We start from the raw sequence: 25,383 nt of genomic DNA on the forward strand, positions 1-25,383 counted from the left end.
ATTAAATTAAATTAGGACGTAATTTATAATAGCGATAATTTGTATAATCTGCTAGAATTTTATCATGGTCAAAGCAAAGATTTTTAGGTAATTCCCAAAGATCAAAAACTCGTAAATTTTTAGCATCATCTGCTGCTTGAGCTTGTCCCGTTGCCGTGGCAATAAAAACAATACTCATGGTATGTTTACGTTCATCTCGATTGGGATTAGAATAAACATGGAACTGCTCAATTAAATTAACAGATAGACTAACTTCTTCTTGTGCCTCTCGATAGGCTGCATTTTCTACTGTTTCTCCATAGTCAACAAACCCTCCTGGTAAAGCCCATCCATAAGGAGTATTTTTGCGTTCAATTAAAATAATAGGTCGGTTAGGTTGATCTATTAATTCGATAATAATATCAACCGTAGGAATTGGGTTACGAAATGTCATAATTTTGATTTATTAAACTATAATTACTATACATTGAACCTTCCGTCGCGAGAGCCGCGAGGAATTCCCATATAGACTCTTAACTAGACCAAAGTCCCCGTCAGATCGCCATTACTGGGCTGTTTAACCACGGGCGCACCGACCGCAGTTTGTGCTAAACCTCTTTGTTTTATTACCAAAGAGGCTGCAACATCTCTATCTTGTTCATAGCCACATTCAGGACATTTATGAACTCTTACATCTAGCTCTTTTTTGCCTGTATGTATTCCACAATTAGGACAAATTTGCGAAGTGTAATCTTTATCAACCTTGGCAAAATAGGTATCTGTTTGACTACAAACATATTCTAATATAGTGAAAAATTGAGCTAAACCCATTTTATCTTTCTTCCAAAAGAAGACCCTCGGCTTTGCCGACGTGATGAATTTTGGGGAAGATATCTCGGCTCGTAGTATAATGGTATATAGCGGTAAAGGGCATGGGAATATTCAGGGGATTGGCTTTCCTTACCTCAGATCGTCGGGACAAATATCGCCCTAGAAATTGTAAAGGTGACGCGACTGGTAAATTAGGTTTAGCGGTGACGCACAGCCAAAAAATTAAATAGATTTTAGATCCGTTTGCGGTCGGTGCGCCCGTGAACGCGCTTATAAACAGCCCAGTAATGGCGGTCTGACGGGGACTATTTCGGTAGTCTAGTCAAGAGTCTATATGGGAATCCCTCGCGCCTCTCGCGACGGGAGGTTCAAAAGTAAAGGATAAGAATTAATTAATGTCATTTTTGCGTTCTGGTAGTGGAAAACCTAGTGCGATTAATCTGGTTTTTATTGGCTTGATGGTCATTTCTGTCCTATTAGCCAGTTATACAGGGAAAATGGAAGCTGTTACCCAAGCGAGTGTAGACGCTGCTAAGAGTGCAGTGCAATTAGCTATTGGGTTAATTGGAATTATGGCACTTTGGTTAGGGTTAATTCGTGTTCTCGAAGCAGGAGGATTGATGTTAACTTTAGCTGAGTGGTTAAAACCCTTAATGATTCGCTTATTCCCGGATGTTCCTCCCACTCATCCGGCCATGGGGGCGATGTTATTGAATATCTCAGCTAATATGTTGGGACTAGGAAATGCGGCCACTCCTTTTGGTTTGAAGGCCATGGTTGAACTAAATAAACTTAACCCCTTTCCAGGAACTGCCACTAATGCCATGTGTTTATTTTTGGCCATTAATACCTCCAGTGTCACCTTATTTCCATTGACTATTATTGGCGTAAGAGCAGCCGCAGGGAGTACGCTTCCGGCTGCAATTTGGCTTCCAACCTTAGCAGCGACAACGGTTTCAACAGTGGTAGGAGTTTCCGTTGCTGCTTGGCTAGGTTATAAAGATAAGGATTATGCTGAATCATTCTCGCAATCTTCTGTGCCAAAACCAAAGACTTCTCAAGAAGAAATGGAAACAGACATAGAAGAAGATAATGGTTTAGATACAGAGGAAATCCAAAATTTTGACCACTTATTGTACACTCCTGGTCTACTATCTCGATTAATTGCTTGGGGAATTATGGGGGCATTTTTAGGAGCGGTTTTTTATCGAGGATTGAATAGCGAGAATTATTGGGAATTTATTCGGTCTGATTTTCTTGCCCATTGGTTACTACCAGGTTTAATGCTGTTAATTGTGGTTTATGGTCTGGGAAGAGGTGTAAAAGTCTATGAAGCCGTTACAGAAGGAGCAAAACAAGGTTTTGATATTGCCATTAGCATTATTCCTTTTTTAGTAGCGATTTTAGTGGCTATTGGAATGTTTCGTGCATCAGGAGCGATGGATGAGATTACCGTTTTTTTGAGTCCTTATACAGAGTGGATTGGCCTTCCTGTTGATGTCTTACCGATGGCGTTGTTGCGTCCTTTATCTGGAGGGGGAGCCTTTGGTTTGATGAGTGAAGCGATTGAGCGAGACCCTAATTCCTATAGTGCTTTTGTTTCCTCTATCATGATGGGAAGTACCGAAACGACGTTTTATGTTTTGGCTGTCTACTTTGGGTCTATCGGTATTATGAATATTCGTCACGGATTAGTGGCTGCTTTATTAGCAGATTTTTCAGGGATTTTATCCGCTTGTCTATTAGCTCAAATTTTTTGGGGAGGTTAACGAAGTCAGAAGTTCCTCCCTACGCTCCGGCTCTAGCGAACAGAAGTTGTTTTTGAGACAAAGATTTAAGCTCCGTCTCAAAAACTGTTCGCCTTAAAAGGCGGGGCTTTAGACCCCATGATTTTCGGTAATTGAATAACCCTACCGTGTATACGGGTAGGGATTCTTTTCACAATAAAGAAAATAAACAAAAACTTAAATAATGAAAAATTCATCTTCACCTAACTTGATTTTTATTGGTAGTTTATTATTTCTTATAGGTAGTATAATCTTTACATTTGAAGCAGTATTAAGGATTTTAAATTCGATTTCTATTTTATCTTTAGGAAATTTTATAGCTTGTCTTTTTTTCACTATTGGCTCTTTTCTTTTTCTAATTAAAGCTAAATAGTTGTACTTAAATTTAGACTATGACACTATTTATCTATTCCATAAGTTAAAGGTTGAGGAGTGAGATGATTTTTAGTCATTGACATAACTGGAATCTGATACTAAATCCGGTTCCGAGACCTATTTTATCTGCTAGAAGAGGCAGAGGGCAGGAGGCAGGAGGCAAGAGGGTTTTCAAGTTTTAAGCTATGCAATTTAAAAGGGAATATGGCAAGCGGATTTGGTATGAATTAAGAAAAATTATGTGTTAAAATAATGCTCTAGTTATTTTGAATAATCAATAGAGGAAAAATGGCACCATCACAAAATGAAGGAAAAGCAAACTTGAGTCAACTTTTAAAAGATTCTAAGGGCGAATATTCTTCCGTTAGAGCGCAGACATGGTTAGTTATTCTCTGTTTCGGTGGGGATTGGATTGCACATATTGTTAGGAAGGAACCATTTACTCCCGATTTATCCATAGTAGGAATTGTTGTAGGGGTTTTGGGAGCAAAAGTAGGACAAAAATTTGCAGAAAATAATAAAAGCGATTCCCAATAAACCTAAAAGTTTTAAAATAATTTAGCTATTTCTTATTTTATCCTTCAAATGTATTCTTGATTGCTATAAAAAAAGAAAAAATCAATTGAATTAGAAATAAGAAATGGCTTATTAATATTATTAATTAATGATGTTTCTTGATGCTAGATCCTATTACTGTTGGTCAACAAATTATTAGTAACCCAGAGATTTAAGAGGCAGCAGTAAAGGGTTGAGCAACGGTTTTTTGGGAAAAAGGCAGGGTGATTTCCAGAAGTATTAAATGTTAGAAAAAGGCTTAGAAAAAATATGTTAAAAATGATAAAATAAGAAAAAGTATAGGAAAGTAAAATAAAAAATTTGATTGTTAAACTATTTTGTGGATTAGACAGTTGGACATCAGAATCAGGAGGAATAGTTATTTATTTTGGTCATAGGCTTTGTCTAATTTGATATGTAAAGTTTTCTAATGACATTCAACATTTCTGCTCCGAGATAAAGACAATAATAAGTTAAGCTGCTAAGGTTGATCGTTAGAGAAAATTTATTAGTTAATTTAATCGAAAGTACAAAATATGAGTAAAAATAGTCCTACTTATTTAGCCTTTGATCTAGGTTGGTCTAGTAGTCGCGTAATCTTGGGTTGGCTTTCAGGTGAGAATTGCGATTGCATAGAGATTGAAGAACTATATCGCTTTGATACTCCGAGGACCACAGAACAAGGAGAACTGTATTGGAATTTAGAAACTTTGTGGCAAAAATTAAATGAAGGACTAAGTATCGCCCTTAACTCTAATCCAAATGTTTGTAGTCTTTCAGTGGATTCATGGGGATTTGATTATGTTCCTTTGAATGCTCAAGGTAACAGACTTCGCAATGCTTATTGTTATCGAAGTCCGAGAACAGAAAATGCACGAGACTGGGTATTCGACGGAATTAATGAGTCTTCACTTTATGAAGCAACGGGTATCCAGTTTTTGGAATTCAATACCTTGTGCCAGGTTATGGCAGATCAGCAACAAGAGTTAGATTTACCAGAAAATCGTCTTATGATGGCTGATTATTTTAACTATTGTTTTGCTCAACAGACACAAGATGCTGCCGTATCTGAAGTGTCCCTAGTGAGTACCAGTGGACTACTCGATGTTCACAATCTTGATGCTCCCAGTTGGTCTATAGGAGTGATGAATCAATTAGGAATTCCGGCACAGAGTTGGCCACAAATTGTGCAGTCAGGGACAATTATTGGTTCGGTGAACGATCATCCATCAATTAATGTGATTGCTAGTTGTTCTCATGATACTGCTTGTGCTGTAGCAGCCGTTCCTGTTGCTCCCAATAGCCCAACCTGGGCTTATTTAAGTTGTGGCAGTTGGTCATTACTGGGTGTAGAACGGGATGCCCCCATTACGACTGAAGGGGCCCGACAAGCTAACTTCACAAATGAAGTCGGGTTAGATGGTACTATTCGGTTTTTGACTAACTTGACCGGTTTATGGGTACTTCAAGAATGTCAACATCAACCAGAATGGGAACACTTATGGGTAAGGGGTGAGTGTGACGAGTTTGACTATGATACTTTACTCCAAGAAGCATCTAACGCCGATAACTTTGACATTGCAATTGATTTCAATGCCCCGTCTTTTCAAAATCCAGATAATATGATCACAGCCATCAGAAATTATTGTCATCAAGAAGGATTGCCTGTACCAGAAAGTCCAGGTGAATTAGCACGCATCATCTTTTATAGTTTAGCATCAAGCTATCAGACAGCCCTTAGTCTTTTAGAAATAATAATTAACGAACAAATTGAAATCTTGCATATAGTCGGAGGAGGTGCGCAGAATTATTTACTATGTCAATTAGTGGCTAATGTCTGTCAGCGTCAAGTTGTCGCCGGTCCAACGGAGGCCACTACTCTCGGAAATTTACTGATTCAAGCTCGAACAATGGGACACCTGCCAACAAATGTTTCAATTCGAGAAGTTGTTATAAATAGCACTGACCTAACAATTTATTATCCTTAAACTAGAATGGTGCAACGCCTTTTTTTAGGAATCGCAGCAGTTTATTCATCAATTTCAATGACAATAACTGTTGCATAATCATTAACAGAAGAAGAAGGAATAATAATAGTTAACTCCCCTTCTGGGTCTTCATTAAACAGGGAATCCACAATAGCACACCGTTGATGATATTCTAGAGGAGTTGCAGATGGTAGAGCCAACACAGATTTGACTCTTTTAATGGGAATACCTCGCACTTTAATGGTGTCATAAGGCTTCATTAACAGATGTAGATAAATTCGATTTTCTCGACGAGTCGAAGACTCATAAAATTGCCAAGGTTCCAAGCCAGGTTTTGTGTCTATGATACTCTCGCTGTAATCTTGCATCCAGGTTTTTATAATCTCTAAACGTTCAAGTAATTTTGTTTAAGAGTAGTTTAATAATTAGAAAAACCATTAGATAATAAGTGTAGTCGTTTCAAATAAGTTTGAGACAGAGTAGTGTGAGTATTCTGCTCACTATGGTAACAATACAGTAGGCAAGTTTTTTCTCATTTCTATTTGAATTAACTATAAGTTGTAAAAAATGTCATTCCTTCGTTATCATAGGTATGATATCAAAAAATAAATCTCAATTGATATGTATCTTTTCAACAAGAAATCAAAGTTAATCACATCTTTGATACCCTGGATTTTGACAATTTTAATGAGTTTTAGTTTTTTGGTTTGTCTTCATCCAATTTTAGGACAAGAAAAGCCAACAGCACCCATAATTTTGGAAGGAAGAACCCTATTTTATGTCAGTGAATCAGGACAATATACAGCACAACAAAGAGCAACAGAAGCCAATAATCATTTAGAAAAAATATTAGAAAGCGGTAACGCCCCCGCAGTTGTCGAAATTGATTCAGGGCAAGAAGTTCCCGTGATTACTATTAATAACCGTTATTTTTTATCCGTTACCTATAATGATGTTCCTATCGGAAAAAGTTTAAAAGGACAAGCATTAGCTTGGAAAAATACCCTAGAAGTTGCCATTAGCAAAGCCGAATACGAAAGAACATTACAATATTATATTAAAGCCATTATTTTTGCGATCGCTATTATTTTTATCGCCTCTATTTTATCTTGGAAATTAGGAGTAATTTGGCAACGTTGGCTGAACCCTCTGAAAACAACACCAACCGATCCCAACCCTTCTAATTCTAATTTTTCCTCTCAACCATTAACCGGCCATCCTAGTCAATCTTCTCTTAAGCTTAAGGTATTTATATTGTTAGTTTTATTGACAATAATAAGAGGAATAATTTGGATTATTGCCCTTGTTTATATAAGTAGTTTATTTTCTAAAACTCGCCAATGGAGTGATTTTATCATTGATATTTTAAGATTTAGTTTAATTACTGATATTTTTCCTTTAGGCAATCAGAAGTATTCAGTAATTGACTTTTTTATTTTACTTGGGTTACTAATTGGTTTAGTAACCTTAACTCGAATGGTTAGCCGTGTATTAAAATCAAAATTATTAACTGCAACTGGACTCAGTCGTTCAGTTCAAGACACCACAGCTTTAATTTTTAACTATACCTTTATATTTTTAGGTACTATTGTTGTTCTACAAGTTTGGGGATTAGACCTAAGTTCTTTAACAGTTTTTGCTAGTGTTTTAGGTGTAGGTATTGGTTTGGGACTGCAAGGAATTGCCAAAGAATTTGTTAGTGGATTGGTGTTAATTTTTGAGCGTCCTATACAAATTGGAGATTTTGTTGAAGTTGCTGGATTGATGGGTACAGTAGAAAGAATTAGTGTTAGAAGTACAGAAATTAAGACATTAGATCAAATTTCTGTTATCTTACCTAACTCCCGTTTCTTAGATTCAGAAGTAATTAATTGGAGTCATTCTAGTCCTATTTCGCGCTTAAAAATTCCTGTTAATGTTGCCTATGGTTCTAATTTAGAAACAGTTAAAAACATCTTAACTAATGTTGCTAAAAACCATCAAGATATTTTATCTATGCCATCTCCTCAAGTCTTTTTCTCTGAATTTGGGGACAGTTTTCTTAAGATTAACTTATTGGTTTGGATTAGTAAACCTTATAAACAATTTCAAATTAAAAGCGATATTTACTTCAAAATTGATAGTCACTTTAGACAAGAAGGCATCAAAATTCCTTTCCCCCAAAGAGACTTACACTTCCGTTCTAGTGAATTACCTTCACAAAATATTTCACCCGAGTTGATTAATTCTTTAGCAAATTTATCTAATAGTTTAGCAACCTGGTTAAAAGAAAATTCTAATCATCAGACTAGCCAAGAGCAAAATAAAGATATAAAATTAAATAAAACACAAGAAAAAGAAAATTTTAACCCCGATGAAAACAATATTAGCCATTGAAACCAGTTGTGATGAAACGGCTGTTGCTATTGTTAATGAGCAGAAAATTTATAGTAGTATTGTTGCCTCTCAAATTGACCTCCATAAACGTTATGGTGGGGTAGTTCCAGAAGAAGCCTCACGTCAACATCTTTTAACCATCAACCCTTGTATTGAAGAAGCCTTACAAGTAGCAAAATTGACCTGGAATGATATAGATGGCATTGCAGCAACGGTTGCTCCGGGATTAATTGGAGCTTTAATGGTAGGAGAAACAGCAGGGAAAACCTTAGCCATGATTCATCAAAAACCCTTCTTAGGAATTCACCATTTAGAAGGTCATATTTACGCAACTTATCTCAGTCAACCCGATTGGAAACCACCCTTTTTATGTTTATTAGTATCCGGTGGTCATACCAGTTTAATTCATGTAAAAGATTGTGGTATTTATGAACAATTAGGAAACACTCGTGATGATGCAGCAGGAGAAGCTTTTGATAAAGTAGCCCGATTATTAAACTTAGGCTATCCAGGGGGTCCAATTATTGATAAATTAGCAACTGAAGGCAATCCGAAAAGATTTAGTTTACCCGAAGGAAAAATATCTTTACCCCAAGGCGGTTATCATCCCTATGACTTTAGTTTTAGTGGCTTAAAAACAGCCGTTTTACGATTAGTAGAAAAGCTCAAACAAGAAAATTCGGAATCCTTACCCATTGCAGATTTAGCTGCTAGTTTTCAAGCAACCGTTGCCCGTTCCTTAACCAAAAAAACCATTACTTGCGCCTTAGATCATAACCTAACTCATATTGCCGTTGGTGGTGGAGTTGCTGCCAATAGTGGTTTAAGAAATCATCTTCAAGAAGCAGCAAAAAAACACAATTTAACCGTTCATTTCCCTCCCCTAAAACTTTGCACCGATAACGCTGCCATGATAGCCTGTGCAGCCTGTGATCACCTGGAAAGGGGACATATTTCTTCTTGGAATTTAGGGGTACAATCTCGTTTACCCATTACTGATGTCATGAGTCTATATAGCAGTTCTGATACTTATGAGGTACAGAGATAAATATACTTCATGAGTCCGAGAAACGCTATATTTCGGTTAGTGAGCAGGATGCTCACACTCCCCATCTCCCCATCTCCCCATCTCCCCATCTCCCCATCTCCCCATCTCCCCATCTCCCCATCTCCCCGTCTCCCCATCTCCCCGTCTCCCCGTCTCCCCGTCTCCCCACACTCTCCAAACTCCCCACCCAAAGCGGAACACTTTACGACGGATTATAATTCAATATAATCAAGTAAAATTTTAAAGTCTATCTTTAATTACAATGAAAATTAATCGAACCTTAAAACTGACTTTACTGCTATTATTCGTTATGTCAGGAGCCGGAACCGCTAGTGCTTATTTCGCCTACCAAATGGGCGCTCAAGCCCTTGAAGGGGTTAGTCAACCAGAAATCAATCCCAGCAAGAAACTAGGCAAGGGAACTCAAAAATCCACTGAACCCACTGAATTTAAGCCCATTGACGAAAAAACTATCTTAATCAAAGTATACGACTATACCCATAAGAAAAACGAAGCAGCAGCCACTGAAAAAAAACAAAAATCAAAAAATAACCAAAAAGAAGACAAAACCAGTCAATCTATAGACAGTAACACCCAGGATCTTCAAACCTCCCAAACCGTCGCTAACTTACCCTTACAGGTTAAAGATAGAGGAGTTAAGTTAGAGATAGAAGAGGCCAAAAACGAAGGAACAAGCCTCTCCTTTAAAGTTAATTTACAAAACCAAGGTCTAACCCCCGTCAGATTCCTTTATAGTTTTTTAGAGGTCAAAGATAGTCAAGGACGCTCCTTAAGTGCCATAACAGAGGGACTTCCCCAAGAATTACCCCCCAATAGTGATAATTTTGTCGGTAAAGTCAAAATTCCCCGTGCATTGGTTAATGACAGTCAAACCCTATCTTTCAATTTAACCGATTATCCCGATCAAAAATTACAGTTGAATATCGCTCAAATTCCTGTTATTCAATAAATATTGGTGATTATTACACCGCAAATATGACTACCCAAGCTATCTTGATACGGGCTTTATCAATTCTCTTATTGATAGCCATTAACGCCTTTTTTGTAACAGCAGAATTTGCTATGGTTTCAGTGAGGCGATCGCGCGTTAGTCAATTAGTCAAAGCAGGGGATATTCAAGCGCAAACAGTACAATCTCTGCAACGTAGTCTCGATCGCCTTCTGTCTACCACTCAATTAGGCATTACCCTTTCTAGTTTAGCTTTGGGTTGGATCGGGGAAAGTACCATAGCTAGACTGGTGTTGGAAATTTTAGAAAAATTACCTTTATCTGAGGTTCTCCGCAACAGTTTAGCCCACAGTATTGCTATTCCTCTGGCATTTTTGGCCTTAGCCTATTTACAAATCGTTTTAGGGGAATTATGCCCAAAATCAGTGGCTTTGATTTACTCTGAACAACTAGCCCGTTTTTTGGGTCCGTCTATCGGTGTCATTGCTCAAGTTTTTAACCCCTTTATCTGGATTTTAAACCAATCTACCCGTTATTTGTTACGCAGTGTTGGCATTAAATACAACACAAACGGGGTTTATAGTCAAGTAACAACGGAAGAATTACAGTTGATTATTGCGACGGAAGGAGAATCTGCTGGTTTAGAGGCACAAGAACGAGAATTACTGAAAAATATCTTTGAATTTGGGGAAGTTACCACTTTAGAAGTCATGGTTCCCCGTACCCAGTTAGTAGCGATCGCAGAAACGGCCACTTTTGAAGAGTTGTTAAAGGAAGTAACAGAAACGGGACATTCTCGTTACCCAGTCAAAGGAGACTCCCTTGATGATATTGTAGGCATTATTGATTTTAAAGATTTGGCAGAACCTTTAAGTAAAGGAGAGTTAACTCCAACTGCTTTTATTGAATCTTGGATCAAACCAGTTAAGTTTGTTTCTGAGTCCATGGCCTTAGATGAATTATTAGCTTTGATGCAGCGATCGCAGTTAAAAATGGTGATGGTAGTTGATGAGTTTGGGGGAACATCGGGACTGATTACTATACAAGATGTAATTGAAGAAATTTTGGGCAATGATGCGGAAGGAATTATCGAAGAAGAAGATACTCTAAAAATGATTGATGAACATAATTTTTTGATAGAAGCGCAACTAAATGTTGAAGAATTAAATGATGTTTTAGGGTTAGATTTACCTGTAACGGATGAGTATCAAACTTTGGGTGGATTTTTATTATATCAGTGGCAAAAAATACCGAGCGAAGGAGAAACTTTGAAGTATGAAAATTTATCTTTTACTATTATAGAGTCCCAAGGACCACGCTTGCTACAAATTCATCTCAGACGACAACATCCTCCCATTCTTGCACCTTCAGAAAATCAGATTGAAACTTTACAAAATTCTAATGATAGTAAGAGTGAAACTGATAATAAATGATTTCTCTAATTGTCATTGTGAGCTACGAGAAATCTTCTTAATATCTTCAACATTATAGTAAACTTTTTAAACTAAAATGAAAATGCAGAAGACCTAACTATAAAAATAGCAAAAATCCTGCTTCCACTACATCAAATATAATGCAGTAAACTAGCTAAAAAAAATCTAATTATTAGTGTTAAAAATAGAATAATTTAAGTTAATCTTATGAACGATCAAAAAACATCAAAACCAATTCAAAAAGCTGTAAAAGTTATCCTTGGATATGCTCCATTGGGAGGATCTGCTATTTTGTTAGGATCGTCTATTATTAACTCTGAATGGGGAAACGCTATCATTACTTTTCCTTCAACAGTATTATCTACCATTTGGGCAGCCTATTCTCAATCTTTTTTAGATAGATTAACTGAAATTTATAGCGAGGAAGGAAAAAAGGGTGCTGATGCTTTTAAACGAATTACTGATAGTTTAAGCGAAGCAATAAAATGGCAATTAGCAGCTACCGATAATAAATATCTCAAATGTCAAGGTAACGAATGTGTTCAATATAAAACCGAAGGACTTAATAATATTTTTCGTCCTCAATTAAGAGATGTTTTTGTTTCTCTTGAATTAAGCGGTAGTTTTATCCGCAACTCAGAAGGTAAAAATTTACCCTTATCTCCTGGTTTTTCTTGGGAGCAAGAATTAACACAACAAATGCTTTCTAAAGACGGGTTAAGTATTTGGCACATTCTTAAACAATCATCTAAAAATCCGTCATATCGTTCTTTAATTATTCAAGCTTGGGGAGGATATGGTAAAACCACTTTATTACGTCATGTAACCTATATTTACACCCAAAAATTACACAGAAAAAAAGCTTATAACGCACCTAAATTATTGCCTGTTTTGCTGTACCTAAGAAAATGGCAAGAACTTATTTCTCAACCAAATGCACCAGATTTACCAACTTTAATAGAAAAATATCATATTCCCAATCTTCCCCAAGGAAAAGACCTTAAATTATCAAAAAATTGGGCAATTAATCATCTTCGTAAAGGTCATTTTTTAGTTATGTTTGATGGGTTTGATGAAGTTAAAGAAAAATGGCAAAAATCTGTTAGTGAATGGATGGAAAATTGTCTTAAAAATTATCCTCAAACGTTCTTTATCTTAACTTCCCGTCCTGCTGGTTATCGTCAGTATCAATCAGAATATAAACCCAATACTAACCTATTCGTAAAACCCTTTACCCCAGAACAACAAGCAAGATTTTTACAACAATGGTATTTAAGCAGAGAACGTCATTTAAGTGCTGAACCTAATCAACCTATTGTTAAAGCAGAAGCTGATAGAAAAGCTTCTAGCTTAGTGCAACAACTTCAACCCAAAGAAGGAGAGAAAAACTCTTTAACTGACTTTGCTAAAAATCCTCTTCTCTTAAATATGATTGTTAACTTACATTCTTCTTATCCTGATGGGGAACTACAGCAAGGACGTGGAGACTTATATCGTTCAATTGTTCGCTTACAATTAGGAGATAGACCACTTTCTCGACAAATTGATATGCTTTTAGAACCGAATGAAAGTCAGCAAATATTACAACATTTAGCGTTATTTATGGTTCAAGAAAATTTAACAAAAATTGAACCAGAGTATCTACAAGTAAAACTAACAGAGTACCTACAACTAATTGATGGATCGATTACAGGTCAAAGCTTTCTTAAGAAAATTGAGGAGGTTAGTGAGTTATTAGTGAAAGTGGATGATCAATATGAATTTGCACATAAAAGCTTTCAGGAATATTTAGCTGCTGCTGAAATTAAACGCACTCAACAAGAAGATTTACTACTAAAAAATTGGCAAGATCAATGGTGGAAAGCAATCATTATACTTTATGTTGCACAACTGAGAAACCCTAGTTCTTTTATCCGTGATCTTATTAATATTCAACACCCTAAAGCAACATCTTTAGCTTATGAATGTCTCAAAGAAACCTCTCGTCAAATTGATTTTGAAATAGAAAAGGAATTACAAATCATATCCTCTACTGTACAAAATGCTCGTTATCAAAAACTAGAACAACTCCTCAAAAATCAGCAATTCAAATACGCTGATCAAGAAACCTATCGCTTGATGATTGAAACCGTTGGCAAAGAAGAAGGCCAACTGTTTGACCGGGAAGATTTTGATAATTTCCCTTGCGAGGAATTAAGCATTCTCGATCAACTTTGGGTTAAATATAGTAAGGGTAAGTTTGGCTTCAGTGTACAGAAAAAAATTTATGTGGATGACCTTGGTGGAACAAGAAACTATAATAAAAAAATATGGTATGAGTTTTGCGATCACGTCGGTTGGAGAAAAGGAGGCAGCTATTTGGGAGAACCCGAGGGACACTTTCCTAACCATTTCGCCAGAAACCTTTTGGACACCTTCATAGGTGTTTCTTCTCTCGCGCAAAGACTTATAAACTGTAATATATCGGCTTTATGAAGTCAAAATTTCTAATATTATTGTAGGGACTTAATATTATTAAGCCCATTAGAAATGAAATATTTTCACAAGAAGTCTATTTAACGTTCCTATTTGCTAGACTTAAAAAAGCTTCAGGTTTAACAATTTCTACTTATTGAAAGGGATTTAAAACCAATAGATCCTTATCTCCTGTAATAATAAAATTAGCCTTACCATTAACAGCCAAATTCAAAAAACAATTATCTTTTGTATCCCGACAAACATTAAACCGTTCGACAATGATTACATTTTGAGAAGTTGTTAAAAACTTTGCCAAAAAAGCATAACGTTCTTCATTAGATATATACTTATCAAACTTTTTCCGAAATAAAACCCTTTTAATTTCCCTTACTGTTTCAGCAGAACCTAATAAAATATGTTTTTCAAAAGCTATCTTTATAACACTGAAAGGGACAGAATTAAAGTTCAGTAATGCACTAATAAAAACATTAGTATCAATGACTAATCTTAATTTATTCATCCTCTAACAATTCCTCTAAAATATCAGGAGTCAAACCCCTTGCTTGTGCATTTTTACCAATCTTTTCCATGATTTCAATTAAACTTAAATTTTGCCATTTATCATCTAAAAAAGCTGCAACAAGATAACTTACCTCTTGCTTTGTTTGCTCATCGGCTTTATCATAAGCTTGTCTTGTACTATCTTCAACATTAATCGTAATAGATTGCATAAAACCTAGATTTTTTGTTAATTTTCTGCTAAGTGTTATTATAGCAAAGTTGCCAACTTGTAGAAACCGTACTATTCCCACTAATCCCATCATAGTCTCTCCAGTAGTTATGGTAATAAGAAAAAATTATACTTGGTAGGGTAATTTAGACTTAGGTTTTATTTTGATATAATAAAAAAATGTTGTGAATTTTAGTCAATTTTAATGGATAAATTTAATTATATAGTTTCCTGGTGCTACTTATTGTTAAAATAGAAATATTAAACTCAAAAAAAGAAGCTAATGAATGATAATCTAAACCTAAGTAATTTATCAACCATTCCTATTGCACCAGAAGGTTTTAAATCGGGATTTGTAGGAATAATAGGCCGTCCTAACGTGGGAAAATCAACCCTAATGAATCAATTAATCGGACAAAAAATAGCCATTACTTCTCCAGTTTCCCAAACCACTCGTAACAGACTAAGAGGAATTTTAACCACAGAAAAAGCCCAAATTATCTTTGTAGATACCCCAGGAATACATAAACCCCATCATAGCTTAGGAAAAATTATCGTTAAAAACGCCAAAACAGCTATTAATACTGTTGATATTATTTTATTAGTAGTAGATAGTTCCGTAAAATCAGGAGGAGGCGATCGCTATATAATTGATCTCCTCAAAACCATTAATCAACCCATTATTTTAGGACTCAATAAACAAGATCAACAACCAGAAAACTATCAAGAAATAGATGAAAGTTACGCCACTTTAATTCAAGATTATAATTGGCCAATAATAAAATTTTCCGCACTCACAGGAGATGGCTTAGAAACCCTGCAAAATAGTTTAATTGAACAACTAGATCCAGGACCTTATTATTATCCTCCCGATCTAATTACCGATCAACCCGAAAGATTTATTATGGGAGAATTAATCAGAGAACAAATATTACAAATGACCCGCCAAGAAATTCCCCATTCTGTTGCCATTGCCATCGAAAAAGTAGAAGAAACACCAAAAATAACCAAAATTTTTGCTGCTATTAACGTTGAAAGAAACTCTCAGAAAGGAATTATTATTGGACAAAGAGGGAGTATGCTCAAAGCCATCGGGACTGCTGCCAGAGAACAAATTAAAAAATTAATTGCAGGAGAAGTCTATTTAAAACTTTTTGTCAAAGTTGAACCCCAGTGGAGACAGTCTAACCTACGTCTAGCAGAATTTGGTTATCGAGTAGAAGAGTAATTTTCCAAAAAGATTTCCCAACATTATAATTTTTGGCAAAACACTGGGTACTCTAAACCCAAGAGGCACTCATCCCAAGCTGATAGGACCCAGTCATGAACAGTCGTTACTCTAACCCAGATCAATTTACCGAAGAATCTTTTGATGAAGATATCGCCCAACTCTTTGATGACTTGGGTGAGGACTCAGGTTTTCTAGAATCTGAGCAACAATTAGACGAATTAGTCGATTTATTTGAAAAAGACTTATCAGCCACCTCATGGGACGAAGAATCTAAACCTCTGAGGGAAAGCTCCACCTTATCCTCTTTGCCATCGGATGAGGAAATTAATGAGCTTTTTAATGATGATATAACCTGGGAAGACGATCACAATGGCAACGATGAGAAATCAGGATCAGAACTGGTTAACCTATTAGAAGAAGTCTCAGAAACATGGCAAACATCTTCTCCCCAAGAAGACAGTCATGAGGAATTTTTGGATGATTTAACCTCCGTGTTTGATGAATTTGGCCAAGACGATGAGATGAAAGAGTTGCAAAAACTCATCGGTACAAACGAATCTCAGCAGAAAACCCCTGCCGTCATTTCCTCTATATATCCGCCCTTAGAAACCCTAGAGCAATTTCTAGCACAACCTGCAACCGAAGCAGTTTTAGACGAGACCACCGTTGCCGAATTAGCAGCCTTAATCGCCGCCCCTGCTAAGATTGAAAAAGAGGCAATCTCTTCTACATCACCGGCCACTTTCTCTGAAGTTGCCACAGTTTCCCAAGAACCAGATTCAGAGACAGATGATGGTTTTGGAGAGCTTGAAGACCTCCTTAAACAAGCCGATCGCACCATGGGAGGGTCTCCTACTATTCTGCCATCCCCAGGAAAACGCTTTGCTGGAACATCTGCGGCCCGAGTTACCAAGACAAAAGCCTTTGAACAAACCATGCGGGTTCCCATCAAACAACTGGATAACCTCAGTAACTTGATCGGGGAATTAGTCGTTAAACGCAACAGTTTAGAACAGGATCAAGAAAGACTTAGACAATTTTTAGAGAACCTCCTTAACCAAGTCCATAACCTCAGTGATGTGGGAGGAAGAATGCAAGATTTATACGAACGAACCCTACTGGAAGGAGCTTTATTAGCAACTCGGGGTCAAGGCCGCAGTGGATCGCCAGATATCTTAGGATTGAACAATAATAACCAGAATAACGGGGTCAAACTAGATAATAAGGAAGAAGATAAAGATTTAGATGCCCTGGAAATGGATCGTTTCACCGGTTTCCATTTACTCTCCCAAGAAATGATCGAACTGATTGTTCGGGTTAGAGAATCAGCCTCCGACATTCAATTTTTGGTAGATGAAACCGAACAAGTTGCCCGTAACCTGCGACAAGTAACTACCCAGTTACAAGAAGGGATGACCAAATCTCGCATGGTTCCCTTTGCCAACACAGCCGATCGCTTACCTCGTGCCATTCGGGAAATTTCCAGAAAATTACAAAAACAAGCCAAACTTCTAGTAGATGGGCGAGATGTTCTCATCGATAAGATGATTCTCGAACAACTCTATGATCCCATGACCCACTTGGTCAATAATGCCATTACTCACGGTATTGAAGAACCGGCAATCAGAGAAAAACAGGGTAAACCCCAGGAAGGAAAAATACAATTACAAGCCTTTCTCCAAGGAAATCAAACCGTGCTCACCGTTGCCGATGATGGGGGTGGGATCGATGCCGAACGAGTTAAACGAAAAGCCATCGAAAAAGGTCTGATTAGCTCTGAAGAAGCCAATTTGCTCTCAGAAAGCGAAATTTATGACTTTCTCTTCCATCCAGGGTTTAGTACCCGTGATAAAGCCGATGACTTTGCCGGTCGTGGCGTTGGTTTAGATGTGGTTCGCACCAGTTTACGGGATATTCGGGGATCGGTGAACATTGATTCTAACCCAGGTAAAGGCACCACCTTTACCATTCGTTTACCCCTAACCCTCAGTATCAGTAAAGCCCTCTGTTGTATAAGCGATCGCGCCCGTATTGCCTTTCCTATGGATGGGGTAGAAGACATGAAGGATTATCTACCCAGAGATTTAGTGGAAGATGAAACTGGACAAAAATTCGTAGTTTGGAATAGTCAACGTCTGCAGGTTTATGGCCTCAAAGACCTTTTGTCTTATAACAGGAAACTGGGTCGTAGTAGTGTTTATGGCGGTAAACACGAAGAAGATACCGTGTCTTTGGTCATCTTAAGAGGTGCCGGTACTTTACTGGCGGTACAAGTGGATCAGGTGATTGGAGAACAAGAAATTGTTATTAAACAAATCGAGGGGCCCATTCCTAAACCGGCTGGTATTGCCGGGGCGACGGTACTCGGGGATGGAACCATTATGCCCATCGGGGATGTTCTGGAACTGATCGCTATTGCCCAAGGAAGGTTACGTACCGATAGCAGTAATAGTCTCTGGCAGAAGAAAGATAAAGCCTTTGAAACCTTGACAGGAGAACATAATGAACCCACTGTATTGATTGTGGATGATTCGATTACAGTGCGAGAATTATTATCTTTGAGCTTTAGTAAGGCAGGTTATCGAGTGGAACAGGCTCGCGACGGTCAAGAAGCTTGGGAAAAACTACGTTCTGGTTTACCTTGCGATCTCGTCTTCTGTGATATTGAAATGCCACGCATGAATGGCTTAGAGTTCTTATCCAATGTACAAAAAGAACCTGGTCTTGCCTCCTTACCTGTAGCCTTATTAACCTCCCGTGGGGCTGATCGCCATCGTAAGGTAGCTGCTAAACTCGGCGCAACTGCTTACTTTACGAAACCTTGTCCGGATCAAACCCTCTTAGATGCCGCCGAACGAATGCTAGTAGGAGAAATTTTATTACCTGGTAGCACCAAAAAACCCATGCCCAAACCGTCACCAAGGGCTGATTCTCAGGAAACTGCAACGAATGAGCCATCCTCTTCTTCTGATAGTAACTTGGTATTAATTATTGATGACTCGGTTATGGTTCGAGAAATGTTATCTATGAGCTTTACTAAGGCCGGATATGAGGTAGAACAGGCCAGAGACGGTCAGGAAGCCTGGGAAAAATTACGGGATGGGTTATCTTGTGCTTTAATTCTCTGTGATATCGAAATGCCCCGAATGACAGGGTTAGAATTATTGTCTCGTCTCCAAGAAGATAAGAGACTTGCTGCCATTCCCATTGCTATGATTACCTCCCGTGGAGCGCAGAAAATGCAGCGTATCGCAGCCGAACGGGGGGCTAAGGGGTATTTTGTTAAGCCTTACATAGAAGACGTATTATTAGATGCTGCTAAACGCTTAATTGCTGGGGAGGTTTTACTAGAAGTCAACAGTTTGGTAGAACAATAAAGACACAAACTAAGCTATGATGGTTCCTGAAGCAGTTTAAGATTGTCTAAAATTTTTTCGCACTGATTAAGGCTATTCCCCTCAATCATGTGCATAATACCAACACAGATTTTTAGGAGAATCATGGTAATGAAAACTCTTGTTCGTCTTTTTGCTATTTTAATGGTACTAATCAGTTCCGTGGGTTTTGTGGGTTCTGCTGTTGCGGCTGAATTAAACCCAGTTGATTCTATGTTAACCACAGAATTTGGTCAAAAAATTGACTTAAATAACGATCATATCCGCCAGTTCCGTGATCTTCGTGGATTCTACCCCAATTTGGCTGCTAAAATCATCAAGTATGCTCCTTATGACACTGTAGAAGAAGTCTTGGATATTCCTGGACTCAGCGACCGACAAAAACAGCGTTTAGAATCTAATTTAGACAAGTTTGTGGTAACCCCTCCTGCTGATGAATTAAACGAAGGGGGCGATCGTTTAAATCCTGGACTATACTAAACTATTTTTATTCTAATGTCGCCATTCATCCCTATGCTTCTACAAGGTGGAGATGAATGGCGATTAGCTATTTTTTAGTTCAAAATTACTAAAAACTTCAGAAAAATTGTTAAAGAAAGTTCCATAAGCGAGAAACCTTTGTTACAATAACAGACGATTACTTGCAGTCTACGAGAGAATCTTTGAGTCAATCAATTGATATTCCTACTTTAGATACTTTGGCGCAGGAACTCGCTGCCATACAGCAAACAGGTTCAAAACGTATTGCTTTATTGGGTTCGCGCCATGTCCCCATCACTCATCAACAGTTAATCGAAATGATGAGTTATGCCCTTGTTTTAGGTGGCAACCGCTTGATGACATCCGGTGCAACAGGAACTAATGCAGCCGCTATTAAAGGGGCTATGCGCGCTGATCCCAACCTGCTAACGGTAATTTTACCCCAAAGTTTGAGCAAGCAGCCTAGAGAGTCAAAAGAACAATTAGAGAGGGTCATTCATTTAGTAGAAAACCCCGACAATGATGGGTTATCTTTAGGAGAAGCTAGTGCTTTATGTAACCGAGAAATCGTTTCTCGTTGTCAGCAGTTAATTTGTTTTGCTTTTCATGACAGTCATACCTTGTTAAAAACTTGCGAAGAAGCAGAAGAACAAAGAAAGCTGGTAACTTTATTCTATTTTGATTAATTAGCAACCTGATTTCTATATAAAAAATTGCCTAGTTTTGTTGACACTCTCACCTAAACTGCTGCTTGTAAGTCTTTGGCTGCCTCATCGAGTTGACGAGTTGAAGTTTTAACTTGGCTGATCCCAACAGAGGTTTCTTGCGCCCCTAAGTTAATGTTATTCATGACAGAAAGCACTTCCTGAACAGCCACCGCTTGTTGTCTGGCAGACAAAGATATTTGTTGACTATTGACGAAAACAGTATTTACTGCATCTGTTACTCCCGCAAAAGTGGCAGCGGTTCCTTGGGTGAGTTTGATTCCTTCTTCGGTTTTCTTGGTTCCTTCATCCGTTACCATGACGGTACTGTTCATGGCTGTTTGGATATCTGTAATCAAATTATTGATTTTATCGGCAGAGTTTTTGCTTTCATCAGCCAGTTTGCGAATTTCTCGGGCAACAACGGCAAACCCTTTCCCTTGTTCTCCTGCGCGGACGGCTTCTACCGCAGCATTTAGGGCTAACATATTGGTCTGATTGGCTAAATCAGCAACCAGTTCCGATACCCCGACAATTTGACCTGTTTGCTCGCTCAGACGAATGATTTGTTCAGCGATCGCTTCCACTTGTTCTCTGAGCATATTCATGCTTTCTTGGGTTTGTTGTACCGCTTGGGTTCCTTGTTCAACTAATGTCAACGCTTTTTGCGCTCCTGCTGATGAAGCTTCGGCTTGTTCTGCCGCTTGTAGGGAGGCTGCTCCTAGTTCATTCATCGTGGTGGTGGTTTCGTGAACAGAACTAGCTTGTTGAGAAATAGTCCCTTCTTGTTGTTCAATAGTGGTGACAATTTCTGTGGAGGAAGAGGCAATATTTCCCGTAAATGTATTCATTGATAAAGCAATATTCCGAATAGTAATCACAATTGCTCCAGCCACAAGCAATTGTATTACTACTAGAATATATTTAACCAGTTTGAAGTTTGTGGCCTGTTTCTCAACAATATCTTCTGCTGCAAATACTGCGTCGTTAGTGACTTTGAATAAGTCTTCACTGGCTTTCAATAGTTCACTTGAATATTGAGAATTTTCTCGATTTTTTTGGACTATTTTTTGAATATTTTTCCAAGATTTATCAACTTTTCTTATCTTATCTAAAAAATCAGAATCCTTCGTTTTTTCTAGGTCAAACTCTTTGCCGCCATTAATTAATTCATTAATTCTACGGCTCAGAGCTTGAATTAATTCATCATTTTCTTGTCTTGATAATTCTAATTTAATTGCTTGTTGAGTCCCTCCCCTAACAATTCCTGCTTCATTCACTCTATGTGCATCTTTTACGTTAAACATTGATAAGCTTATAATTGTTCCCGATGTTGTCAGTATAACACCAGCAACACATAGTTTTAATTGAGTTGAAATTTTCATGGATTTCATAAATTTTATCATAAGACAATTTTTTTTGCTTCTTTTCTTAATCTACCCATTTAAAAGTTAAAAATTATCATATTTATCCCTCTTCTGTCACTTTCCGAAATTCTGACGAATTTCCATCATTACAGCCAACGACACCTTACGAGAGAATCAGGGTTTGACCCACATTTTTCGGAGTCTGACAGAAGAGGGTTATAGCAGTCGCCAAGACTATTAGGACATTTTTCTGTTGCCTGTTGCCTTAAAATACAATTTATGTGTCCTAACTAGCCTGTCTATTGCTATATCTTTTCAAGATTTCCTTAGAAAACTGTGTATTTAGGCTCTAAGAGCAAGAAATATGTCTATTTTTATAGATTACATTGGCTTTTTGATTGTTTACTCCGAAATATGAGGAAGGAGGAATAACAGTTAAAGAGATGGAAAATGTTCTAACTAATTTTTAATCTGTTTGTATCGTTCTTTAAACTCTCTTTGTTGCTGTTTATGATCAACAATAGGTTGAGGATAACCACAACTATGGGCTTCTAAAGGTGGTATTTTTCCTGTTACTAAATATTCTGTATCAAGAGAACTTATTTCAGGAACCCATAAACGAATATATTCACCATCAGGGTCATATTTTTGTGCTTGACTAGCAGGGTTAAAAATGCGTAAGGGTTTCGGGTCCATTCCACTAGATGCACTCCATTGCCACCCTCCATTATTAGCAGATAAGTCTCCATCGATCAATTTTTGCATAAAATATTTTTCTCCCCACTGCCAATTTATAATTAAATCTTTGGTCAAAAAACTAGCAACAATCATGCGACATCTGTTGTGCATCCATCCGGTTTCATTTAACTGTCTCATGGCAGCGTCAACAATAGGATAACCTGTTTTTCCTTCGCACCAAGCTTGAAAATATTGTTGATTATTATCCCAAGAAAAGTCTTTAAATTCTTGTCGATAGGGACCTTCTTCTAACTCAGGGAAAAAGTACATACAATGTTGATAAAATTCTCGCCAAGCAATTTCTTTTTGCCAAGTTTGTATGTTGTCTCTTGCTTCATCACTGCGGGTATTTTCATAAGCTGTAACGGTTGCTTGCCAAACCTCGCGAATACCAATAACACCGAATTTTAAAGCAGGACTCAGTGTAGAAGTTGCGTTAATAGCAGGGTAATTTCTTTGTTCTTGATAATTATAAACTGCACTATCACAAAAGTAATTAAGTTGTTCTTTAGCTGCTGTTTCTCCTACTTCTAAAATCAAGGGGGCATCCCAACTATAACCTAAGTCTTTGGCTGTAGGTAAGTCAATCATTCCTAAGTCTTTGACTAGGTTTATTTCTGCCTCGCTTAAACTGTCTAATTTTTCCAGCGATTGAGCAATATTAGCTTTTTCTTCTTTGATCCAACTGCGCCAAAAAGGAGTATAAACTTTATAAGGAGCATTATTACTTTTAGTGAGGATATCTCCCGGTGCGTGTAATAATTGATCCCAATAGGTTTGTGCTTGAATACCTCTTTCTTTTAAGGCTTCAATAACTTCATTATCCCGTTTCTGACTGTAGGGTTCAATGTCATTATTCCAGAAAACACAATTAACCTTTAAAGCATCTGCAACTTGAGGTATGATTTGTGTCGGGTTGCCTTGAAAAATTAATAATTGACCACCTAATTTTTCATAGCTTTCTTGTAACTCTTGCAAACACCCTAACATATAAGTTATTCTGGCAGGTGCAAGATCATCTCGGTTGAAAATATGACTGTCAAAACAAAATAAACCCACTAACTTACAACTGTGTTCATAAGCTTGAGAAAGTCCAATATTATCAGATACTCTTAAGTCGCGACGATGCCAAAAAATTACACTATTTGTCATGGAAAAAGGTTATGGATAAAGATGAGGTGGGCAAGATACAAACCTTACTGTTAACTATTTTACGGCTTCTTGACACACAGACTGCCCTAAATGTCTAACTTCATCTTCATAAAATCTAATTTCAGTTCGTAGAAACATATCATTACCAACTATTTTTTTAACCTATATAAGTTTTGACATATTCACATTAAATTTAATTTTACTACCATTAAGCAAATCTGTAGATTCTATATTGTCCCAAAATCTACACTTAGCATTGAGAGAAATATTATCAATTGGACGTTGGAAAAATCAGGATTATGACTAATCTTTTGGATAAGTTAATAAGCGGACAGCTTTTTCCTAACCATAGGGAGAACATCCTCTTTATGGGATTATGCATACTGAATTTCGCGAGTGGTTATGCAACGATTGAGGGAGCTAAACATATTGTCGGACATGAGGGAATTGCAGTCTATTTTGGCATAGCGATACAACTTCTTCTGTTTTTAATGCTTACTGGTTTGATTGTTCGCTCGGCTCCTTTGAGGAAGTGGACAAGTGTACTTATACTATCTTTTGTCAGTGTTTACACTTCATTCTTTACTTACTATCACGTTCTGACTGCTCCTGCTGTGGATGCCTATCAACTCGATACTGCTATTGCACAGCACAATATCCTCGTTAGAGATGTATATACAGAGCTTGAATCACGGTTAGAAAAATTAGTAAGTCAGAAATCCTACCATGAATCTGAGTACAACAATGAAGTAAAGGGTAAAGGAGCTTCGGGTATTCCTGGACTAGGAGGTAAAGCACAGGAACATCTGCGTCAAGCTTCAGAAAAACGTAAGGAGATTGCTGATTTAGAGCCAATTGTAGTAGGTCTTAAAGAGATCATGGACTATCCAACAGAAACAATTTCTGATCCGAATGAAATATTTGATAAGGATAGTTATGCATTAAGCCAAGTACCAACGCAATACCTACCGCCAATATATCATGAACCGTTAGATCGCGAAAAATATGGATTAAGCGATAAAACTGCAATTAAATTGATGGAACCCTATTATATGGTAGTAGGAAAGGATATAAAAGCTATTCCTCCATTGATTATTGCTTGCATGACTGATGGACTTGCTATATTGCTTGGAACTACTATAAAACAGAAGAAAGATAAAGTTCCGTTTCAACGTTTATCAGAAGAAATATCTAACTTGATAAAAGGTTTTCAAGATGCCCGAAAAACCATCATGGATTCTGGCAAATATAAAGGAATTCCATACGACCATGTTAACCCAGGTGATTCAGCGTCTATAGAAAACGCGGTTGAATACATTGAGCTTACTTTAGGAGGACAGGGTTCTAAGTTTCTTGAAGAGTTTTTTGATGCAATAGACACCACAAAACAAGTAATAGATAATCAAAAATTATCGAGTTCAAACAATCTAACTTTTAAAAGAGGCTATAAGTTCCTACTGGTTGTCCTTCAAAGTCAACGATTACAGTGGATAGAAGTGACTGAAAATGATGAATATAAGGTTATGAACATGAACTCTTTGTGCAAATGGATCAATCTGAATCTTAATGAATTATATAGGCAAGAGGCGGAGTCTACTGAAGAAGCAACGATTGCAGGGGGGTTGAGGGATATTAGATTAGAGTTGCCCAGAATTGTGTAGATTTAACTTAAATCTTGCACCTTCCACCTTGATAATTGTGTCTAGCTAAGAGGAAATGAAGCAAGAATCCCACGCAGTTCTACTCGTGGGAGTGTCAAAAAACCAAAGTACCCTAACTTATAAGTG

The 25,383-nt window shown here is 37.4% G+C and carries 20 protein-coding genes; 13 read left to right on the plus strand and 7 right to left on the minus strand.

Annotated elements, in window-relative coordinates:
* Position 1: 1 nt before the first annotated feature.
* Entirely contained in the window at positions 2–433 is a 432-nt protein-coding gene (locus QNJ66_RS01355) for an NUDIX hydrolase (RefSeq protein ID WP_300502306.1), read from the minus strand.
* A gap of 83 nt (positions 434–516) precedes the next feature.
* The gene (locus QNJ66_RS01360; protein ID WP_366146268.1) at positions 517–810 is read right to left on the minus strand and encodes a transposase; all 294 of its coding nucleotides are present in this window, start codon (positions 808–810) and stop codon (positions 517–519) included.
* A 395-nt stretch (positions 811–1,205) separates the two neighbouring features.
* Between QNJ66_RS01360 and QNJ66_RS01365 the strand changes: the two genes are divergently transcribed.
* From QNJ66_RS01365 to QNJ66_RS01375, 3 genes are all read left to right on the plus strand, one after another.
* Positions 1,206–2,579 (plus strand): nucleoside recognition domain-containing protein, encoded by a 1,374-nt coding sequence (locus QNJ66_RS01365; protein ID WP_300502308.1) that lies wholly within the window; start codon positions 1,206–1,208, stop codon positions 2,577–2,579.
* 681 nt (positions 2,580–3,260) lie between these two features.
* On the plus strand, positions 3,261–3,509 hold the full coding sequence (locus QNJ66_RS01370; protein ID WP_300502310.1) for a hypothetical protein: 249 nt from the start codon (positions 3,261–3,263) through the stop codon (positions 3,507–3,509).
* A gap of 554 nt (positions 3,510–4,063) precedes the next feature.
* Complete coding sequence (locus QNJ66_RS01375) at positions 4,064–5,515, plus strand: FGGY-family carbohydrate kinase (RefSeq protein ID WP_300502311.1); 1,452 nt, start codon at positions 4,064–4,066, stop codon at positions 5,513–5,515.
* Positions 5,516–5,556: 41 nt separating this feature from the next.
* On the opposite strand, the gene QNJ66_RS01380 is transcribed toward QNJ66_RS01375, so the two are convergent.
* Entirely contained in the window at positions 5,557–5,883 is a 327-nt protein-coding gene (locus QNJ66_RS01380) for a hypothetical protein (protein WP_300502313.1), read from the minus strand.
* 319 nt (positions 5,884–6,202) lie between these two features.
* On the opposite strand from QNJ66_RS01380, the gene QNJ66_RS01385 reads away from it, so the two are divergent.
* The 5 genes from QNJ66_RS01385 to QNJ66_RS01405 all read left to right on the plus strand — a co-directional run bounded on the left by QNJ66_RS01385 (position 6,203) and on the right by QNJ66_RS01405 (position 13,817).
* Positions 6,203–7,891 carry a mechanosensitive ion channel domain-containing protein gene (locus tag QNJ66_RS01385; RefSeq protein ID WP_300502315.1) on the plus strand — a complete coding sequence of 563 codons (1,689 nt, stop codon included), beginning with the start codon at positions 6,203–6,205 and terminating at the stop codon, positions 7,889–7,891.
* Positions 7,869–8,939, plus strand: a complete 1,071-nt coding sequence (tsaD, locus tag QNJ66_RS01390; protein ID WP_300502317.1) for a tRNA (adenosine(37)-N6)-threonylcarbamoyltransferase complex transferase subunit TsaD — start codon at positions 7,869–7,871, stop codon at positions 8,937–8,939. Before QNJ66_RS01385 ends, tsaD begins: the two co-directional genes overlap by 23 nt.
* Before the next feature lie 262 nt (positions 8,940–9,201).
* Positions 9,202–9,909, plus strand: a complete 708-nt coding sequence (locus QNJ66_RS01395; RefSeq protein ID WP_300502319.1) for a hypothetical protein — start codon at positions 9,202–9,204, stop codon at positions 9,907–9,909.
* Between the two features lie 26 nt (positions 9,910–9,935).
* Positions 9,936–11,342: a hemolysin family protein gene (locus tag QNJ66_RS01400; protein WP_300502321.1), complete on the plus strand. Its 1,407-nt coding sequence runs from the start codon at positions 9,936–9,938 to the stop codon at positions 11,340–11,342.
* A gap of 207 nt (positions 11,343–11,549) precedes the next feature.
* Complete coding sequence (locus tag QNJ66_RS01405; protein ID WP_300502323.1) at positions 11,550–13,817, plus strand: GUN4 domain-containing protein; 2,268 nt, start codon at positions 11,550–11,552, stop codon at positions 13,815–13,817.
* Between the two features lie 133 nt (positions 13,818–13,950).
* Here the strand turns inward: QNJ66_RS01405 and QNJ66_RS01410 are convergent, their stop codons facing one another.
* Both QNJ66_RS01410 and QNJ66_RS01415 read right to left on the minus strand, forming a co-directional pair.
* Complete coding sequence (locus QNJ66_RS01410) at positions 13,951–14,319, minus strand: putative toxin-antitoxin system toxin component, PIN family (protein ID WP_300502325.1); 369 nt, start codon at positions 14,317–14,319, stop codon at positions 13,951–13,953.
* Positions 14,312–14,623, minus strand: a complete 312-nt coding sequence (locus QNJ66_RS01415; protein ID WP_300502327.1) for a hypothetical protein — start codon at positions 14,621–14,623, stop codon at positions 14,312–14,314. The genes QNJ66_RS01410 and QNJ66_RS01415 overlap by 8 nt, the downstream gene beginning before the upstream one ends.
* Positions 14,624–14,812: 189 nt before the next feature.
* On the opposite strand from QNJ66_RS01415, the gene era reads away from it, so the two are divergent.
* From era to QNJ66_RS01435, 4 genes are all read left to right on the plus strand, one after another.
* The gene (era, locus tag QNJ66_RS01420; RefSeq protein ID WP_300502329.1) at positions 14,813–15,757 is read left to right on the plus strand and encodes a GTPase Era; all 945 of its coding nucleotides are present in this window, start codon (positions 14,813–14,815) and stop codon (positions 15,755–15,757) included.
* 95 nt (positions 15,758–15,852) lie between these two features.
* On the plus strand, positions 15,853–19,137 hold the full coding sequence (locus QNJ66_RS01425; protein WP_300502331.1) for a response regulator: 3,285 nt from the start codon (positions 15,853–15,855) through the stop codon (positions 19,135–19,137).
* Positions 19,138–19,266: 129 nt separating this feature from the next.
* Entirely contained in the window at positions 19,267–19,635 is a 369-nt protein-coding gene (psbU, locus tag QNJ66_RS01430; protein ID WP_300502333.1) for a photosystem II complex extrinsic protein PsbU, read from the plus strand.
* A 182-nt stretch (positions 19,636–19,817) separates the two neighbouring features.
* Positions 19,818–20,321 carry a DNA recombination-mediator protein A gene (locus tag QNJ66_RS01435; RefSeq protein ID WP_300502335.1) on the plus strand — a complete coding sequence of 168 codons (504 nt, stop codon included), beginning with the start codon at positions 19,818–19,820 and terminating at the stop codon, positions 20,319–20,321.
* A 53-nt stretch (positions 20,322–20,374) separates the two neighbouring features.
* Here the strand turns inward: QNJ66_RS01435 and QNJ66_RS01440 are convergent, their stop codons facing one another.
* Positions 20,375–21,724 carry a methyl-accepting chemotaxis protein gene (locus QNJ66_RS01440; RefSeq protein WP_300502337.1) on the minus strand — a complete coding sequence of 450 codons (1,350 nt, stop codon included), beginning with the start codon at positions 21,722–21,724 and terminating at the stop codon, positions 20,375–20,377.
* A 441-nt stretch (positions 21,725–22,165) separates the two neighbouring features.
* Positions 22,166–23,596: a deoxyribodipyrimidine photo-lyase gene (locus tag QNJ66_RS01445; RefSeq protein ID WP_300502339.1), complete on the minus strand. Its 1,431-nt coding sequence runs from the start codon at positions 23,594–23,596 to the stop codon at positions 22,166–22,168.
* A 299-nt stretch (positions 23,597–23,895) separates the two neighbouring features.
* On the opposite strand from QNJ66_RS01445, the gene QNJ66_RS01450 reads away from it, so the two are divergent.
* Positions 23,896–25,257 carry a hypothetical protein gene (locus QNJ66_RS01450; protein ID WP_300502341.1) on the plus strand — a complete coding sequence of 454 codons (1,362 nt, stop codon included), beginning with the start codon at positions 23,896–23,898 and terminating at the stop codon, positions 25,255–25,257.
* The last annotated feature ends 126 nt before the right edge of the window (positions 25,258–25,383 follow it).

Source organism: Crocosphaera sp. (genome assembly GCF_030064895.1).
Lineage (GTDB): Bacteria > Cyanobacteriota > Cyanobacteriia > Cyanobacteriales > Microcystaceae > Crocosphaera.